General features: G+C 66.3%; 14 protein-coding genes. 7 read left to right on the forward strand and 7 right to left on the reverse strand.

The genetic code is table 11. The features are described 5' to 3' along the window. The first annotated feature begins 56 nt into the window (after window positions 1–56). Entirely contained in the window at window positions 57–578 is a 522-nt protein-coding gene (locus CJ028_RS03920; protein ID WP_129590374.1) for a PKD domain-containing protein, read from the forward strand. 61 nt (window positions 579–639) lie between these two features. On the opposite strand, the gene CJ028_RS21690 is transcribed toward CJ028_RS03920, so the two are convergent. Both CJ028_RS21690 and CJ028_RS03930 read right to left on the reverse strand, forming a co-directional pair. After that, window positions 640–2,325, reverse strand: a complete 1,686-nt coding sequence (locus tag CJ028_RS21690; protein WP_105033968.1) for a flotillin family protein — start codon at window positions 2,323–2,325, stop codon at window positions 640–642. A gap of 389 nt (window positions 2,326–2,714) precedes the next feature. After that, on the reverse strand, window positions 2,715–5,015 hold the full coding sequence (locus CJ028_RS03930; protein WP_105033969.1) for a caspase family protein: 2,301 nt from the start codon (window positions 5,013–5,015) through the stop codon (window positions 2,715–2,717). A 150-nt stretch (window positions 5,016–5,165) separates the two neighbouring features. Between CJ028_RS03930 and CJ028_RS03935 the strand changes: the two genes are divergently transcribed. Continuing rightward, window positions 5,166–6,779: a gluzincin family metallopeptidase gene (locus CJ028_RS03935; protein ID WP_105033970.1), complete on the forward strand. Its 1,614-nt coding sequence runs from the start codon at window positions 5,166–5,168 to the stop codon at window positions 6,777–6,779. On the opposite strand, the gene CJ028_RS03940 is transcribed toward CJ028_RS03935, so the two are convergent. Next, the gene (locus tag CJ028_RS03940) at window positions 6,712–7,536 is read right to left on the reverse strand and encodes a caspase family protein (protein ID WP_105033971.1); all 825 of its coding nucleotides are present in this window, start codon (window positions 7,534–7,536) and stop codon (window positions 6,712–6,714) included. The genes CJ028_RS03935 and CJ028_RS03940 overlap by 68 nt on opposite strands. Window positions 7,537–7,701: 165 nt before the next feature. Between CJ028_RS03940 and CJ028_RS03945 the strand changes: the two genes are divergently transcribed. From CJ028_RS03945 to CJ028_RS03955, 3 genes are read left to right on the forward strand one after another with little or no spacing between them, the layout of a single operon-like run. Continuing rightward, the gene (locus CJ028_RS03945; protein WP_129590375.1) at window positions 7,702–8,220 is read left to right on the forward strand and encodes an AfsR/SARP family transcriptional regulator; all 519 of its coding nucleotides are present in this window, start codon (window positions 7,702–7,704) and stop codon (window positions 8,218–8,220) included. Continuing rightward, a complete protein-coding gene (locus CJ028_RS03950; protein WP_105033973.1) occupies window positions 8,217–8,543 on the forward strand; it encodes an AfsR/SARP family transcriptional regulator in 327 nt (108 codons plus the stop codon). Before CJ028_RS03945 ends, CJ028_RS03950 begins: the two co-directional genes overlap by 4 nt. 54 nt (window positions 8,544–8,597) lie before the next feature. Further along, entirely contained in the window at window positions 8,598–9,449 is an 852-nt protein-coding gene (locus CJ028_RS03955; RefSeq protein ID WP_240607076.1) for a TIGR00645 family protein, read from the forward strand. Between the two features lie 6 nt (window positions 9,450–9,455). Here the strand turns inward: CJ028_RS03955 and pflA are convergent, their stop codons facing one another. The 3 genes from pflA to CJ028_RS03970 form a co-directional block, all read right to left on the reverse strand. Next, window positions 9,456–10,247, reverse strand: a complete 792-nt coding sequence (gene pflA / locus CJ028_RS03960) for a pyruvate formate-lyase-activating protein (protein ID WP_105033975.1) — start codon at window positions 10,245–10,247, stop codon at window positions 9,456–9,458. A 7-nt stretch (window positions 10,248–10,254) separates the two neighbouring features. Next, the gene (pflB, locus tag CJ028_RS03965) at window positions 10,255–12,519 is read right to left on the reverse strand and encodes a formate C-acetyltransferase (RefSeq protein ID WP_105033976.1); all 2,265 of its coding nucleotides are present in this window, start codon (window positions 12,517–12,519) and stop codon (window positions 10,255–10,257) included. Between the two features lie 68 nt (window positions 12,520–12,587). Continuing rightward, the gene (locus CJ028_RS03970; protein WP_105033977.1) at window positions 12,588–14,309 is read right to left on the reverse strand and encodes an AMP-binding protein; all 1,722 of its coding nucleotides are present in this window, start codon (window positions 14,307–14,309) and stop codon (window positions 12,588–12,590) included. Window positions 14,310–14,408: 99 nt separating this feature from the next. On the opposite strand from CJ028_RS03970, the gene CJ028_RS03975 reads away from it, so the two are divergent. Then, window positions 14,409–15,383 (forward strand): ornithine cyclodeaminase family protein, encoded by a 975-nt coding sequence (locus CJ028_RS03975; protein ID WP_105033978.1) that lies wholly within the window; start codon window positions 14,409–14,411, stop codon window positions 15,381–15,383. Window positions 15,384–15,424: 41 nt separating this feature from the next. After that, window positions 15,425–15,925 (forward strand): GNAT family N-acetyltransferase, encoded by a 501-nt coding sequence (locus tag CJ028_RS03980; RefSeq protein ID WP_105033979.1) that lies wholly within the window; start codon window positions 15,425–15,427, stop codon window positions 15,923–15,925. A gap of 16 nt (window positions 15,926–15,941) precedes the next feature. Here the strand turns inward: CJ028_RS03980 and CJ028_RS03985 are convergent, their stop codons facing one another. Beyond that, entirely contained in the window at window positions 15,942–16,490 is a 549-nt protein-coding gene (locus tag CJ028_RS03985) for a DUF1003 domain-containing protein (RefSeq protein WP_338064124.1), read from the reverse strand. Window positions 16,491–16,627 lie beyond the last annotated feature (137 nt).

Raw genomic sequence — 16,627 nt, forward strand, 5'->3', positions numbered from 1 at the left:
GCGTGACTTGGGCTCCGTGCGGTAACGACTCGCACTTGCCCCTGATGCGTCCCCAAGTGGCGGGTACCCCATGCGCCGGCTGCTCCCCCTCGACCATCGTGCGCGTCTCCGACCTGCAAAACTTCCCCGCCTACCCGGCCCCCACCGGCATGGAACCGGGCGGCTGGGCGATCGTCGAACTGGCCGCCAATTTCTGGGCCGGAGCATCCGCTCAAATCGGCGAAGGACTCCTGCTCGGCGAACCCGCACAGGTCATGTTCACACCGATCGGGTACCGCTGGAACTACGGCGACGGAAGCACCACGTCAAGCCCCACCGGCGGAGCCAGCTGGGCCGACCTCGGCCTCGCCGAATTCTCCACCACCCCCACCAGCCACAAATACACAACCAAGGGCACCTACTCGGTCACCCTCACCGTCGACTACCGAGCCGACTACAGCTTCGGCGACCAGGGCTGGCGACCCGTCGAAGGAATCGTCACCGTACCGTCGGCGCCGTTCACGGTCGTCGTGGCCAAGGAATCCACGGTGCTCGTCGCCGAAGACTGCAACGCCAACCCCCACGGCCCCGGCTGCTGACAACCCACAATACGCAATTCCCGCGGTCCCGGTTACCGGCCGGAACCGCGGGCCACGTTCGCTACGGCAGCAGGCGGTCCCCAGCCTTCTTGGGGAGGCGAGCCGCTGCGGCACGGGCGATTGCTGCCGCGGCTTCGTTGGCGACTGCGTCGAAGTCGACGCCGTTGATCGAATCAGAAACGGATGCTTCCGCTGCCGACCGTGCAGCTGCGGCAGCAGTCGCCGCCGAGGCACCAACCGATGGCGAGGACGCTGCTGCTGAAGGCGCTGCTGCTGAAGGCCCTGCTACTGAAGGCGAGGGTGCCGCTGAGGGCGACGCGGCGCCGGCACCGGTCAAACGCGACGAAGCAACAGGTGAGACGGATGCGCCAGCGTGCGCGGGCGCCGCGTTCCGCAGGGCGGCTCCGGCCGTTCCGCCGAGCAGCCCGCCGAGCAGGTCCTTGATGCCGATTCCCATGGTGGAGCCGAGTACGGCGTCGACCTCGCTGAAGCCCGACGCGACGTTCTTGGAGAGTTGGCTGGCACCATCCGTTGAAATGACGGTGAGCTGGTCGATGTTGCCCATGGGCGCCGCGAGTTCGTGCGCGATCTGCGGGAGCATCTCAACCAGGCGCAGCTGAATGAGCGCTTCGGACTGCTGGGCGACGGCCTCGGCGGAGAGACGTGTGGCCGTGGCCTCTGCGGTACCGCGGGCCAGAATGGCATCGGCCTCGGCCTGGCCCTCGGCGCGGGTGGCGTCGGCGTTGGCGACACGGCTGTCGCGATCGGCGGTGGCCTTGGCGACGGAGGCCTCGGCCGCGGCGATCGCGGTCACCCGAATTCGGTAAGCATCCGCGTCGGCGATGGCGTTGACCTCGGACTCGAGCTCGGCCTTACGCAGGCTGGCGCGGCGCTGGGCAGTGAGTTCCTGCTCCTGCACGATGGCCTGCTGGGCCTTGGCCTCGGCGAGAGGCCTGGACGCGGCCGCCTCGGCGGAGGCCTTGTCGGTGTCGAGCTGCAGCGCGGCCTTGCGCAGGGCGAGAGTGTTCTGCGCCTCTGCAATGGCCTGCTCGGCGGTGATCAGGGCTTCCTGCGACTCGCGGTTGGCGACGTGCTCGGCAACCTCGGCCTGGCGGCGCACCTTGGCCTGCTCGGCACGACCGATGTCGCGAATGTAGTCGTTCTCGTCGGTGATGCCCTTGATCTCGAAGGAGTCGACATCGAGGCCCTGGTTGGCGAGCGACTCGCGCGCGGTGGCGAGCACCGAGCTACCGAGTTCGTCGCGCTTCTGAATGACGGTCATGACGTCGGTCGCGCCGATCGAGGATCGCAGTGAACCGCTCAGCACCTCCTGCGCGAAGCCGTCGATGTTCTTGTCCTGCCCGAGGAACCGCTGGGCGGCGGCGCGAATCGCGGCCGGGTCGTCGCCGACCTTAACGATGGCGACGGCTTCGACCGAGAGAGTGATGCCGTTGCGGTCCTGTGCGACGGCGGTGATCTCAATCGCCCGGCTGCGCAGGCTGATTTTGAACGCCTTCTGGAAGAAGGGGGTGATGAACACGCCCTGCCCGTGCACGACGCGCTGGCCGGATTCTTCGAGTGTGGCGCCATCAACGATGGTCTTACGGCTCTTCTTGCCGGTGATGATGAGGGCCTCATCGGGCCCGGCGTTCTTGTAGATGGTCTTGGCGTAGATCAAGCCAATGAGTAGGACGACAATGATCGTGAAAATGATCCCGGGGATCGGGCTGAACAGAAAATCGAGCATGGGGTCCTTCCGAAGCGCAAGGGTGCGAACATCGTTTCGGCGCTCCGGTCAGGTTTCCGTCGCGCCGAGCTGTGCGTCCAGTCTCGCAGGCCACGGCGTCGGATGCGAAAGTTGTCGACATTCAGTGCCTTCCGTTGCGCCCATCCCGGCCTCCCAACCGCCCATTTCCGGGCGCGCGGGAGCTGCGCCGCTGCCTGCGAGGCGCAACTCCCACGCACCGGCGCGGGTCCAGCGCGACGCGCTGCGCCGAAGTTCCGGCCATATTCAAACTCCCGCCAATCGGCGTACCTCCCGCGCCGCCGGCTCGGCCAGCGGACCCCACTGGCCGCAGCCCCCGCGCACCGGCGCGGCCCCCGCACGGCAGCCTCCCAGTCGCGAAGCTCGACGGTCTACCCTTCGATGAAGTCCGCAGCGGCGCGCAGGAATGCGGCGGCCGCGAGGGCGCGCGCCGCGGCATCCGTTTCGCTCGAGCCAGCGCTGCCCACCACTCCTGCCGGGCCAGCGGATGCCGCAAGCGGTTCGATCCCGCCTGCGCCGCCCGCAGGCGCTATGCCGGCAGCCGCGTCGAGCAGCGCCGAAAGTGCGCCCGGAGTCGTAGCGGAGCCGGCCCCAATGCCCGAAAGCGAGCCTGACCCCGGACCCGCCGCGACCCCGCCCACAGCCAAACTGGCACCAGCACCAGCACCAGCCAGCGGCCCGAGAAACACCCTCGATTTCGCCGCGCGGGGGCCGTTGAAGTCGGGGTTCTGCCGCGGCTGACTGGAGAATGCCTCGCGTACCTTGGCCAAGAATTCCGCGTTGGTCAGGCGATTGGCACTAGGCACCACGAGCAGGCTCGCCGCCACGGTGAAATCGCCGTGCCCGCCGGTCTCATAAGCGACCTCGGTGGGTTTGCACGCGCTGAACAGCACCTCCCGCGCCAGCGCGCGCTTGCCTGCCCGCGCGGGCGTGCCGCGTTTGGCCCGATAGTTCCTGCTGGTCTGCTCATCCGGAATGATGAACCGCGCCCGACGGCCGTGCGGGGCGGATGCCGCACTCAGGTCGGCGACATCGACCGGCTGCAGCTGCAACCGGCGTTGGCCGTCGCCGGAATGGCAGGAGTCGAAGAACGCCGTGAGGCTGACGCCGTCGGGCAACTGGTCGAAGATCTCCCCCAGATCATCGTCGATGACCAGGTTGCCGTCGCGAAAGTCGATCGGACAGAGGGCTTCGTCGTACTTCGTCTCCGCGTTGCCAGGCTCGGACTCGTCGCCGTCCAGGTCGCCGACGTAGGTGCCGTGCCCGGCGTACTGAAAGACCAGCACGTCGCCGGCGACGCTGCTGGCGACCAGGTCGAGTAGCCCGAGCAAAATGTTCTGTCGGGTGGCTTCGGCGTCGAGCAGGGTACGCACAGCGAACCCGACGGTGGCGAATTGGGCGGCCGAGGCCTCGGCATCCGCTACGCAGCCGTAGAGGGCATCGCCGCCCGGATAGGCGTTGATGCCCACACAGAGTGCCTGGCGGGTGCCGACAGGTCGGGGCGCTGACGGTGCGGGCGCTGGCCACAACTCATCGCCGAGGTCGCGGGTGACCGGGAACGACTGGATGCGCGAGCTTCCGGTGACCCGGCGGGCCACGCTGTCCATGGTGGGGATGTCGTTGTCGAAACCACCGTGACTGGTCGACGTGCTGCGGCTGGCCAGCGGGCCGCTCGTGGTCTTCGACCAGACGATGTCGGCAGCGCCGTCCACTCCAGGCGACCCGCTTGCACCGGAAAGGCCGAACAACCGAGCCAGCACGGGGTCGGCGCGCAGGCATTCTTCGAGGCCGAGAATGGGCGAGAATTCTTCGGGTTCGAATGAGGCGCGCACGAGGTAGAGCAGGGATTTTCCGTAGGCACCGAGGCAGGTATCGTCGCGTTCGAGCTTCTCGGTCATCGTGAACATGGCGAGGGATTTCACGCCGTGCCCGAGCAGGGGCACGATCTGCTTCTCAAAGACATCGGTGCGCACGGCCGGCGCGAGCAAGGTGAGCGTTTCCACGGACGGCACGCCCGCCTTCAACGCTGCAGGCAGGAAGAAGGAGTGAAAAATCGATCCGGCGCTGTGCCCGACGGCGTGCACACTGATCGTGTCGGGGTGGGCCGTGCAGTAAGCGCCGAGCGCTTCGGCCACGTAGCGGGCGCCGCCGTCACCGGCCGACGCGGCCTCCGCCGAGCGTTTCATCTGCCCCCAAATCGCCGGGCCCTGCCCAAATCTAGCTGCCAGTTCGAGCACCCGGTCTTTTGCTTCATCGAGCCAACCGCGGCGACCCTGCGCCCAGTCGCCGACCGCGCTCGTGATGGCTCCGGCGAGGCTGGTCTCCCATACGAAGTGAATTGGATAGACGCCGTTGGATTTCCACCAGTCCACCTGGGTCTGGGCGATTCGCAGCCCGGATTGCTCATCGACGAGCCCGCCATGGGCGTAGAACACCACCGGAACAACGCCGCCATGCTCGGCCACGAAAGCTGGCAGGTGCGTGGCGAAGATGGCGTCGACGTCCTTCTTCGTGGTCGTGAATGCTCCGGTCGACGAGAATTTTCCGCCGCTGAGGTTGACCACGTGCGGCCGCAACGCGTCCAATTCGCTCTGCGGCAACGGCGGCGGCCGCTTCGTTGGACCGGTCCGCTTCGTTGGACCGGTCGGCTTCGTGGGGCTCGAATCGGGCATGGCTCAGGTCCTTTCACGGGCAGACGGCGACGGGCGGGCGCTGCGATTATCGCCCCCGAGCGTTACCGCGGTGTTACTGCAGCGCACGCCTTGACAGACCAGTGGTTCGGTTGCATATTGCAGACACAAACGGATGCTGCGGGGCGCGCGATGACGACTGGAGCGGAGACGACCGGTGCCGAGCCGACCCGTACCGACACTGTGTCGAGCAATCCGGGCCACAGCGGCCTGCAGGTGAGCCTGACCGTGCTCGCCGAGGGTCCCTTCACGAAGGCTGGAGCGGCCGGCCGGCAAGCCCTCCTCACGACCACCCTGCGAGTGCCGGTCGAGCGCATCGGACCCGAGCCGCGCAGCGCTCGATTCGACGTCATCGTGCGGCGCCCCGGCGAGAAACCGTTCAGCCTCGACCTCGGATCCCCCACCCCACCGTGGATGATCGTCGACGAGAAGCCTCCGAACAACCTCGCCGAGCTCCTGCAGGACAGCCGCTTCTTGGCGCAGCAGGTGTACGCGGTGGCGGCATCCACTCTGGCGCTGTTCGAATCGACCCTGGGGCGGCGGATGGGCTGGGTGAACGGCGGGCGACTGACCATCAGCGCCTATGACCGGGTCTCCTACCGGGAGTCCGGTTACTATCGCAACGACGGCCTGATTCGATTCGGGCACAAGCGCGACGGGCGCACCGAGAAGGCCGTGCCGCTCGCACTATTCAGGGACCTCGTGGCGCACGAGGTCACCCACGCGATCGTCGACGGCTACCGGCCGAAATGGGCCGATTCGCACGCCGAAACCGACCAGCTGGCCCTGCACGAAGCCATCGCCGACCTCGTGGCCCTGCTCTCGGTGTTCTCCACCCAAACCCTGGTCGAGCAGTTGCTGACCCAGACCGAGAACCTCGACCTCGCCACCCTCGACGAAGACCTGCTGCGCAGCGACCTGTTTCGACTCGGTGACGGACTGTTCAAACGCGGCACGATTCGGCCGTCGCTGTGCAATGACATCGCGGCCGAATGGCGCACGCTGCCCGACCCGCGCCTGCGGGGCGGCGCGATCGTGCAGGTGCTGCTGCGCGTGGTGGCCCGGCTGTGGCTCCAACGCCTCGACTTACCCGGCGGCCGCTCGAGCCTGTACCAGGTGGCACGGGCCGGGGCATCCGTCGGGCGTCAGGTTTTGAGCATGCTCATTCGCAGCCTGGGCTACATGGCTCCGGTCGATGTGACCCGGGAAGACCTGCTGCGCGGCATTCTCGCCGCCGACACGGCGGTCGTGCCCGACGACGACCTCGACTATCGCGGCACCGTCGTGACGGCCTTTACCGAGGCCGGAATCGTGCTGCCCGGAGCCACCGATCTCTCGGGCGTCGGGGATTTTGTGGGGCTGCGGTATCCGGTTCGCCTGGCCGCGCTGGCTTCTGATCCGGAGGAGATCGTGCGCTTTCTGTGGGAGAACCCCACCCTGCTCGCGGCGGCGAAGATCGACCCGACCCGGCCAATCGTCGTTGAACGGGTGCGGCCCACCCTGCGCGTCGGCCCCGACGGCTTCGTCGTGTCGGAGATCGGCGCCACCTTCACGCAGGAGTTTCAGCTGAGCGCCGCCGAAGCTCGCAGCCTGGGGCTGTCCACCCGGGCGCCGGTATTCATTCGCGGCGGCGGGCAGCTGCGGTTCGACGAGGGTGGACGCCTCAGCTTCGCGGCCCTCAAGCCGATCCTCGACGTCGAGCGGCAGCGCCCGCTGCGCAAACCTGCGCGCGCAGCCTCGCGTTGACCTGCTTGATCACCTCGCCCCGGCTCGAACCGGACTGCAGGGCATCCAGCAGAAAGTGCGTGAATGCGCCGTTGTACCGGCCCTCGAAGTTGGCGTCGGCAGCCGTTTGGTCGGCCCGGCAGGCGGCGAACAGCACCGGTTTCGCCGCGGATCTCGACGAGCGCACGAGGTCGCGCAGGGTGCGGGTGTCGGCGCCCTCTGCCTCGGCGCCGTCCCGGCCGAGCGGTGTCGGCGGCGGTACGAACCGGGGGCGCCGGTCGTCGGCCGTGGGCACCAGGTCCATGGCGCGCAGCCCGCTTCCGCTGTGACAGGTGTCGAGGATCACATCGAGCAGCACTCCCTTCGGAAGCCGGGCAAACAGGTCGTGCAGCTCATCGTCGACGATGAGCGAGCCCGGATCCCACGCGGCACCGTTCTGCCGCAGGTCATAAGTGACGAAGACCTCATCGACCTGGTCGGGTTCGTCGCCGCTCGTGTCGGGCAGTTGCGTGCCGTGACTCGACATGGTGAAGACGATGTGATCGAGGTGCTCCCCCGGCGTGTTCGCCCGGTCGAGCGCCTCGGTCATCGTCCCGAACACGGCGTCCCTGGTTGCGGCCTGGTCGGTCAGCACCGTGATGCTCACGTCGGAAAATCCGAACGCCGAGCCGAGCAGCGCGCTGACATCGTTGGCATCGTTCACACAGCCGTTCAGCCAGCTATTAGTCGGCAGGTTCTCGAACTTATTGATTCCAACACACAGAGCGAATTGAGTCATGGTGTTCCAAATTTGACAGAGCCGACACAAGCGGATGCCGCGGGTGACGGCTGCACACTCCGCGACAACCGAGGGTAACCGCGTGGGCGTTACCGGCGAGTTACTCGGGTGGCACGGACCCGTTATTCAGCCTGCGCCGATGCATCCGTTTTGGGGGTATCGGCATTGACAACCGCGGCGGTGCTGGCCATTCTGGGCGTAGCAGCACCCGCCGTATTGGTGCGGGCCCGCTGTGTACCCTTCGCGGATCGAGCACTCATGGGATTTTCAGCGACACCGGGCTGGGATCTTCGCGTGCGGGGCTACTGGCAGTTGCGCTACAACGGCGTGTCGGTCGAGGTCGGCGCACGTCAGCAACGGCTGCTCGCCGCTCTCGCCCTCCTGCACACGCAGCCGCGTCACGTGCTCGCCGCTCTGCTCTGGCCGGACAGCCCCGAACGTCAGTCCGCCGGAAACCTGCGGGCGAGCGTCTTCCGCATCTCGCACGAACTCCCGCGACTGTTGAGCGCGACCGACCCCCTGCGACTCGACGCCGCAGTGCGCGTTGACCTGCGCGAGGTGCGGGAGTTGATCACCGAGATCACGCTGACCGGCACACGTCTGGTGCCGCCGGAGTCCAGCGATCTGCTGCAGGAAGCCAACCTGTTGCCGGGCTGGTATGAGGCTGGTATGAGGAATGGGTGATCGACCAGCAGGATCACCCGCTGAACCAGCGGGTCGATGCGCTGGAAGCCCTGGCCCGCTCCTATCTGGTCGCCGGCAGTTTCAGCCGCGCCCTGGGAGCGGCGCGGGCGGCGGCGGTCGTCGACCCGTTGCGCGAAAGCGCCCAGCACCTGCTCGTGCGCTGCCACTTGGCCGAAGACAACTATGCGTCGGCGGTGCAGGTGTACCGCAGTTTTCGGGCCCACCTCGGCCGGGAACTCGGCGTCGAACCGTCGGCCCATTTCGCCGAGCTGCTCGGCCTGGATTCCACAATCGTCGCCCCCGCCTGCTCGTTCGGGCGATGAAACCCAGCTGAGCTCACAGGAGGTTCTCACTCGGGGCCAACTTATGATCGACCGGTGACTGAAACAGCCCTCCCCCTCCCCTTCCGCCCCCAGTCCCGCTGGGTGCGCAGCGTCGGGCTCATGATCTTCTTCAGCCGTTGGCTGCAGGCGCCCCTCTATATCGGCCTGATCATCGCGCAGGTCATCTACGTGATCGTGTTCATGGTCGAGCTCATCAACCTCGGCGGCGACGTCTGGACGTCACTGACCGTTCCGAGCGACGACGGCGGCATTCACGTTGAAGAAGCCGCAATTATGCTGTCCGTGCTCGGCCTGATCGACGTCGTGATGATCGCGAATTTGCTGATCATGGTCATCATCGGCGGCTACGAGACGTTTGTGTCGCGCATCCGTCTGGAGGGTCACCCCGACCAGCCCGAATGGCTCTCCCACGTCAACGCCAACGTGCTCAAGGTCAAACTCGCCATGGCCATCGTCGGAATCTCCTCGATTCATCTGCTCAAGACCTTTATCGAAGTCGGTGACCTGGCCGCGCGCGGTACCCCAGTGGACTCGAACCCCACCGAGACCATCACCGGCAACGTCTATACCTGGGACGGCGTGCTCTGGCAGGTCATCATTCACATGGTGTTCATTCTTTCGGCGATCGCCCTGGCCTGGATCGACCGCATGTCGCAGGCCGGGCATGCCGCTTCGGCGCTTGCGCCTTCACCCGGCCACGGGCCCGCCGTCGCCCCGGAGCCGGTCGCGGCTCTGACTGCCGCACCCATCAGGCGCGAACTCGCGCCCGCTGCATCCACCGGCATCGCCCTGCACCTGACCCAACTCGGCCAACTGCGCGACGCCGGCGTCGTAACGGATGCCGAATTCCTCGCCAAGAAGACGGAACTGCTCGCCCGCTACTAGTGCTCATTAGAAGGTCGTGAGGCCGCGGGCGCGAAACTGCTCGCGCACTCTGTCCTGCAGGGCGGCATCCGGCGGCTGCACACCGTGCAGCGGATACGGGATGGCCAGGCGGTCCCATTTGTCCTCGCCCATCTGGTGGAACGGCAGTACCTCGACCCGGGAAACGTTGGGCCAGCGGGCCACGATCTCGGCAACCGCGTCGACGTTCTCCACCGCGTCGGTCAGCCCGGGAACCAGTACGAGCCGAACCCACACGTTCGTGCCGCGGGCGCACAACCGGTCGCCGAACGCAATCGTCGGTGCCAGCTCCCGCCCGGTGACCTCGCGGTAGGTGTCCGGCAGGCCGGACTTCACGTCGAGCAGCACCAGGTCGGTGTGATCGAGCAACTCGTCCGAAGCACTCGTGCCGAGATACCCGGAGGTGTCGAGAGTGGTGTGCACGCCGAGCTCATGGCACTCGGCGAACACCCGCGCGACGAACGCCGGTTGCATGAGCGGCTCCCCGCCGGAGAGCGTCAAGCCTCCGCCGGTCGCAGTGAACACCCCCCGATAGCGACGGATGCGGGCGAGCACATCGTCGATCGGCGTCAGTGCGCCGTCGCGCATCTTCCAGGTGTCCGGATTGTGGCAGTACTGGCAACGCAGCAGGCAGCCGGAGAGAAAGTAGGTCAGCCGCGTGCCAGGTCCGTCGACGGCCGTGACCAGTTCCCAGGAGTGCACGCTGGCGACCGTGCCAGCGCGGTGGGCATCCACTTGCTCGTGGTGAAACTCGGACCGGCCCAGCTGTACGGCAACCATGTTCTGATCAGACGCTCGTGTGGAAGGTGCGGCTGATGACGTCGACCTGCTGCTCCCGGGTGAGCCGCACGAAGTTCACGGCGTAACCCGACACCCGGATGGTCAGCTGCGGGTAGTTCTCCGGATGTTCCATGGCGTCTTCGAGGGTTTCGCGGTTGAGCACGTTGATATTGAGGTGGTAACCGTGCGACAACGTATACGCGTCGATCAGACCGACCAGGTTGGTTACCTGCTCGTCGGGCGTGTGGCCAAGCCCGGTCGGCACGACCGTGTTGGTGAGCGAGATTCCATCCTGCGCTTCGGAGTAGGGAATCTTCGCGACGCTCAGGGCGGAAATGAGCATGCCATGGGTGTCGCGACCGTTCATCGGGTTGGCCCCGGGAGCGAAGGGCGCTCCGCCCCGACGTCCGTCGGGCGTGTTGCCGGTCTTCTTGCCGTAGACCACGTTCGAGGTGATCGTGAGCACCGACTGGGTGTGCACAGCGTTCCGGTAGGTGGGATGCTTACGGATCATGGCCATGAACGTCTCCACGATGGTGACCGCGATCTCATCGACGCGATCGTCGTCGTTGCCGAACGACGGGTAGTCGCCTTCGATCGTGTAATCCACGACGAGACCGGTGTCGTCGCGCACCGGACGCACGGTGGCGTACTTGATCGCTGCGAGAGAGTCGGCGGCGACGCTGAGGCCGGCGATGCCGCAGGCCATCGTGCGCAGAATCGTGCCGTCGTGCAGGGCCATTTCGAGGCGTTCGTAAGCGTACTTGTCGTGCATGTAGTGGATGCAGTTGAGCGCGTCGACGTAGGTTTCAGCGAGCCATTCCAGGCTGGCGAGGTATGCGATCCAGACGGTGTCGTAGTCGAGAACCTCGCCGGCCAGCGGGGCGGTGACCGGCGCGATCTGCTCGCCGGTCAGTTCGTCCCGGCCGCCGTTGATGGCGTAGAGCAGCGCCTTGACGACGTTGACCCGGGCGCCGAAGAACTGCATCTGCTTGCCAACCCCCATCGGCGATACGCAGCAGGCGATCGCGGCGTCGTCACCCCAGGCCTCACGAATGAGGTCGTCTGACTCGTACTGAATGGCCGAGGTGTCGATGGAGACCTGCGCGCAGAAACGTTTGAACCCGCCCGGAAGTCCGTCGCTCCAGAGCACAGTGAGGTTCGGCTCGGGAGCCGGGCCCAGGTTGTACAGGGTCTGCAAGAACCGGAACGCCGTCTTGACCACGAGGGTGCGGCCGTCGAGGCCGATGCCGCCGAGCGATTCGGTGACCCAGGTCGGGTCGCCCGAGAACAGCTGGTCGTATTCCGGGGTGCGTAGGAAACGCACGATGCGCAGCTTGATCACGAGGTCGTCAATGAGTTCCTGCGCCTGGCTCTCGGTCAATACCCCGGCCTGAAGGTCACGCTCGAGATAGACGTCGAGAAAGGCGCTGTTGCGGCCGAACGACATGGCGGCACCGTTCTGCTCCTTGACCGCGCCGAGGTAGGCGAAGTAGAGCCACTGCACCGCTTCGGTCGCGCTGGTAGCGGGCCTGGCGATGTCGAAACCGTAGCCGGCGGCCATCTGAATGAGTTCGTTCAGGGCGCGTACCTGTTCGGCGTTCTCCTCGCGGGAACGAATCACGTCTTCGGTGCTCGCTTGCTGGTCGAGTGCGGCGCGTTCGAGTTTTTTCGCCGCGATCAGGGCGGTCACGCCGTAGAGCGCGACGCGGCGGTAGTCGCCGATGATGCGGCCGCGACCGTAGGCATCCGGCAGCCCGGTGATGAGGTGGCTGTGCCTGGCCCGTTTGACGGCGGGCGGATACACGTCGAAGACACCGTCGTTGTGCGTCTTGCGGTACTTCGTGAAGATGGTTTCCAGCTCGGGCGAAACCGGGTAGCCGTAGGTTTCGAGGCTGGTCGCGACCATGCGCCAGCCGCCGAAGGGCATGATGGCTCGCTTGAGCGGGGCATCCGTTTGTAGTCCCACGATGATTTCGTTCGGCCGGTCGATGTAGCCGGGCGCGTGCGCGGTGATCGACGCCGGGGTGGTGGCGTCGACGTCGTAGACGCCGAGCTCTCGCTCCCGGGGGAACATCGCCGACAGCTGCGTCCAGAGGGCGTGGGTGCGCTCGGTCGCTCCGGCCAGAAAGCTCGCGTCGCCCGTGAACGGGGTGTAGTTGCGCTGGATGAAGTCGCGCACGTCGACGCCGTGCTGCCACAGCCCGCCGACGAAGCCGGCCCAACCTGTGTCGAGGTGTGTCGTGCGGCGCGGTTCTTCGAGAAGGGTCATACTCCCACGGTATCGACGCTGCTGGAACGCGTCACGGGCCCTAAGTCCCGTTTTTTAAGCGGATGCTGTTAGCGCTTGAGCCCCGGAAACTGGTCGTCGCGCCACTCGCCCGGCAATCGGCTACCGGCCGCGGCCGCGTCGTCTTCGCGCTCGCGCAGCTCTACCCGGCGGATCTTGCCCGAGATGGTCTTGGGCAGGTCAAAGAACTCCACCCGCCGCACCCGCATGTAGGCCGGGAGCCCGGTGCGGGCGTGTCGCAGCACGGCTTCGGCGGTCTCGGCCGTCGGTTCCCAGCCCGGCGCGAGATGAATGTAGGCCTTGGGAATGCTCAGCCTGGTCGCATCGGGTGCTGGAACGACGGCGGCCTCGGCGACTGCCGGGTGTTCGAGCAGCACGCTCTCCACCTCAAACGGTGAGACCTTGTAGTCGCTCGACTTGAACACGTCGTCGGTGCGGCCGATGAAGGTGAGGTAACCATCGGCATCCACGTTGGCGACATCGCCGGTGTGAAAGAAGCCGCCGCGAATGGCGTGCGCGGTGAGGTCGGGTTCGCCGTGGTAGCCGCTCATGAGATTGACCGGGCTCTGCGAGAGGTCGAGGCAGATCTCGCCCTCGTCGGCCGGCAGCTCGGTGATGGGGTCGAGCAGCTTGATCGAGACGCCGGGCAGGGGCAGGCCCATCGAGCCGGCTTTCAGCACGGATCCGGGCCCGTTTCCGACGATGGCTGTAGTTTCGGTCTGGCCGAATCCGTCGCGGATGGTCAGTTTCCAGCCATTGTCGATCTGCCGGATAACCTCGGGGTTGAGCGGTTCTCCGGCCGAGAGCAACTCGCGCAGGCTCGCGGGGCGAGCGCCGACATCCGCTTGGATGAGCATGCGCCAGACCGTGGGCGGCGCACAGAACGTGCTGACCTTCGCGCGGTGCAGCTGCGCAATCAGGGCGGCCGGGTCGAACTTGGAGTAGTTATAGACGAACACGGTGGCCTCGGCGATCCACGGGGCGAAGAAACAGCTCCAGGCGTGCTTGCCCCAGCCGGGTGAGCTGATGGCGAGGTGTACGTCGCCGGGGCGCAGGCCCAGCCAGTACATGGTCGAGAGGTGGCCGACCGGGTAGGAGGTCTGTGAGTGCAGCACCATTTTGGGCTTGCTCGTCGTGCCGGAGGTGAAGTAGATCAGGGACGGGTCAGCGGAGGCCACGACCGTCTCGATGGGCTCTGGCGTGACAAGGTAGGCATCGGCGAAGTCGGCCCAGCCGGGGCGTGCTTCCCCGACGCCGATTCGTCCGTAGTCACCTTGAACGTCGTCGAATTTGGCCGCATCGGCCGAGTTGGCGATGACGTGGGTGACGCCGCCGCGTTGCACCCGGTCGGTCAAATCGTGCGAGGCGAGCACGGCGCTCGTGGGCATGATGACAGCGCCGACCTTCATGATGGCGAGCATCGCCTCCCAGATCTCACGCTGGTTACCGAGCATGAGCATGATGTGATCGCCGCGCCGCACGCCCTGATGGCTGAGCCAGGTGGCAACCTGGTCGGACCGGTGGGCCATCTCGTCGAAGGTGAACTTCTGCTCACTGCCGTCTTCTTCGACGATCCACAGCGCTATCTTGTCGTTACCACGGGCGAGCACGTCGAACCAGTCGGTGGCCCAGTTGAAGTGTTCTCCCACATCGGGCCATTCAAACTCCTGCGCGGCACGGGCGTGATCCTCGCGCAGGGCCAGAAGCTGATCGCGCGCTGCGCGGTAGTTGCTGGTGCTCGTGTTGGTGTTCGTGCCCACCTGGTGAGTCATACGCCGTCGTCTCCTCGAACGAGTCGCCAGAGTGAAACGGCGACAGTCCATTCTGGCAGGGCTCGAGGTGGCCCGCACCGGTCCGATAGTCTGCGAGGGATGACAATTCGAGCAGAACAACTTCCGATCGTTTCGCCGGCCCCGCCGGCTGCCTTGGTTTCTGCCGCCGAAATTTTCGAGCAGGTTGACTACACAGCGGCCGTAACCGCCGTGCAGAACGCGCTCCTGGGCGGGCTCGACCCGGCGCAGGATTTCGCCCGGCAGGTGCTGCCGGTCGTAAGCGGCCAACTGCTCCTCATGCCCACCGAGGCGCCCGATTTCGTGGGAATCAAGGTGGCGTCAGTCGCGCCGGGTAACCCGGCCCTCGGCCGGGAGCGCATCCAGGGCGTCTACCTATTGCTCGATGCCGCGAGCCTCACCCCGGTCTGCCTGCTCGACGGCGCCGCGATCACGACCCTGCGTACCCCAGCAGTGTCAGCCGCCGCCGCCGATTACCTGGCGCCTCGCGCCGTGGAACACCTAGTCGTGTTCGGATCGGGGCCGCAAGCCTGGGGACACATCGAGGCGATGCGGGCCATCCGCTCGATTAACCGGGTCACGATCGTCGCCCGCGACCAGCCCCGTGCCGAGCTGTTCGCTGCGCGGGTGAGCGCTAGCGGCCTGCCAGCCCGGGTCGGCATCGCGGCCGACGTCAGTGCGGCGCAGCTCATCGTGTGCGCCACGACCGCCCGCACTCCCCTGTTCGATGGAACCCTGGTGCCCGCCGACTGCTGCGTGGTCGCGGTCGGTTCGCACGAAACGGATGCCCGCGAGCTCGACTCCGCGCTCCTCGCCCGCTCCCAGGTGATCGTCGAAGACCCGGCGACGGCGCTGCGGGAGGCCGGTGACGTGATCATGGCTCTGATCGATGGTGCGATCCAGCCGGGCGACCTCGTACCGCTTCGTAACCTGGCGCTCGGCACTGTCGTGGCAGATCTGGGCCGGCCGCGCATCTTCAAGAGCACGGGTATGTCGTGGGAAGATCTGGTGATCGCGACGGCGGTCTATCGGGCGCGCCAGCAATTGGCGGCGTAGAGGAACCAATCACGGCCTCGCGCACGGCCTATCGTTGAGGGGTGACCTTCTCGATCCGTTCTCTCGTCCCTGCCGATCTGCCGCGTCTGCTCGCGCTCAACAATGCGGCGGTTCCCGCCGTGAATGAGCTGGATGCCCCAGCGCTGGCCGAACTCTTTTCGCACAGCCACCTCGCGGTCGCCGTTGTCGACGACGATGATGTCACCACGGTGCTCGGATTCGCCATTCTGTTCGTCGCCGGGGCGGAATATGAGAGCGAGAACTACCGCTGGTTCTCGGCGAGGTCCAGTGATTTTCTCTACGTTGACCGCATCGTTGTGGCCGACGGTTATCGCGGGCAGGGCCTCGGCCAGGTGCTCTACGACGCCATCTTCGGCGCTGCCCGCCGCGACCTACTCGCGGAGGTTCTCTGCGAGGTCAACCTCGAGCCGCGGAACCCGGGCTCTCTCGCCTTCCACGACCGCCTCGGCTTCGTGGAAGTCGGCCAGCTGTCGACCAAAGGCGACACCGTCGTCGTGAGCCTGCTGGCGGCATCCGCTTAGTGGGTTGTTCGACCGGCTAGTCGTTCGTCGCGGGCGTCGACCCCGCCGATCGGGTCGGCAGGTCGAGGCGTTCGAGAATAGCCTGCAGGTCGCTGATCATGGCGAGCTGACGATTGTTGATCTCGAGCAGCGCTTCGATGTCGGTCTTGGCGGCGATGTTGGTGTCGAAGTCGTGCTGGGCCAGGGCCGCCGAGATCGCATCCTGTCGCTTGGCCGAGATGAGCAGAATGGCACCCTGCAAGCCGGCGAGCATGCTCAAAAACAGGTTGAGCAGAATGAACGGGTAGGGATCCCAGCCGGACGCGAAGGAATTCGCCCCGGCCCAGAGGATCATGAATAGCACGAAGCCGCCGACGAATCGCCAGCTGCCCATGGAGTTGCGCATGGTGTCGGCGGCCCGCTCCCCGGTGGTGAGGGTCTTCTTGTGCTGCTGGTGCCAGGTGACGGTGAGTGTGCGGCGGGCGCTGGCCGTCTTCGGCGCGAGGGGCGGCGCCGTGGCGGGACTCGGCTCGACGGCGGCCAGCCCGGGGGTGCCGTGCTCGGCATTTGTTGACACAGTTTTCATGGGCACAGTGTATGTCCGCGGGCTTCAAGCGCTCTCGTGGGGGCTCACACGGCAGCGAATGTACAGCCCGCACAAATCTCCGTATACACAAATTTTCCACGTTGAGAACGCTATTCGGGCTCAGTCCGGATCGTCTG

The sequence above is a fragment of the Cryobacterium aureum genome, assembly GCF_002954245.1.
Classification (GTDB): domain Bacteria; phylum Actinomycetota; class Actinomycetes; order Actinomycetales; family Microbacteriaceae; genus Cryobacterium; species Cryobacterium aureum.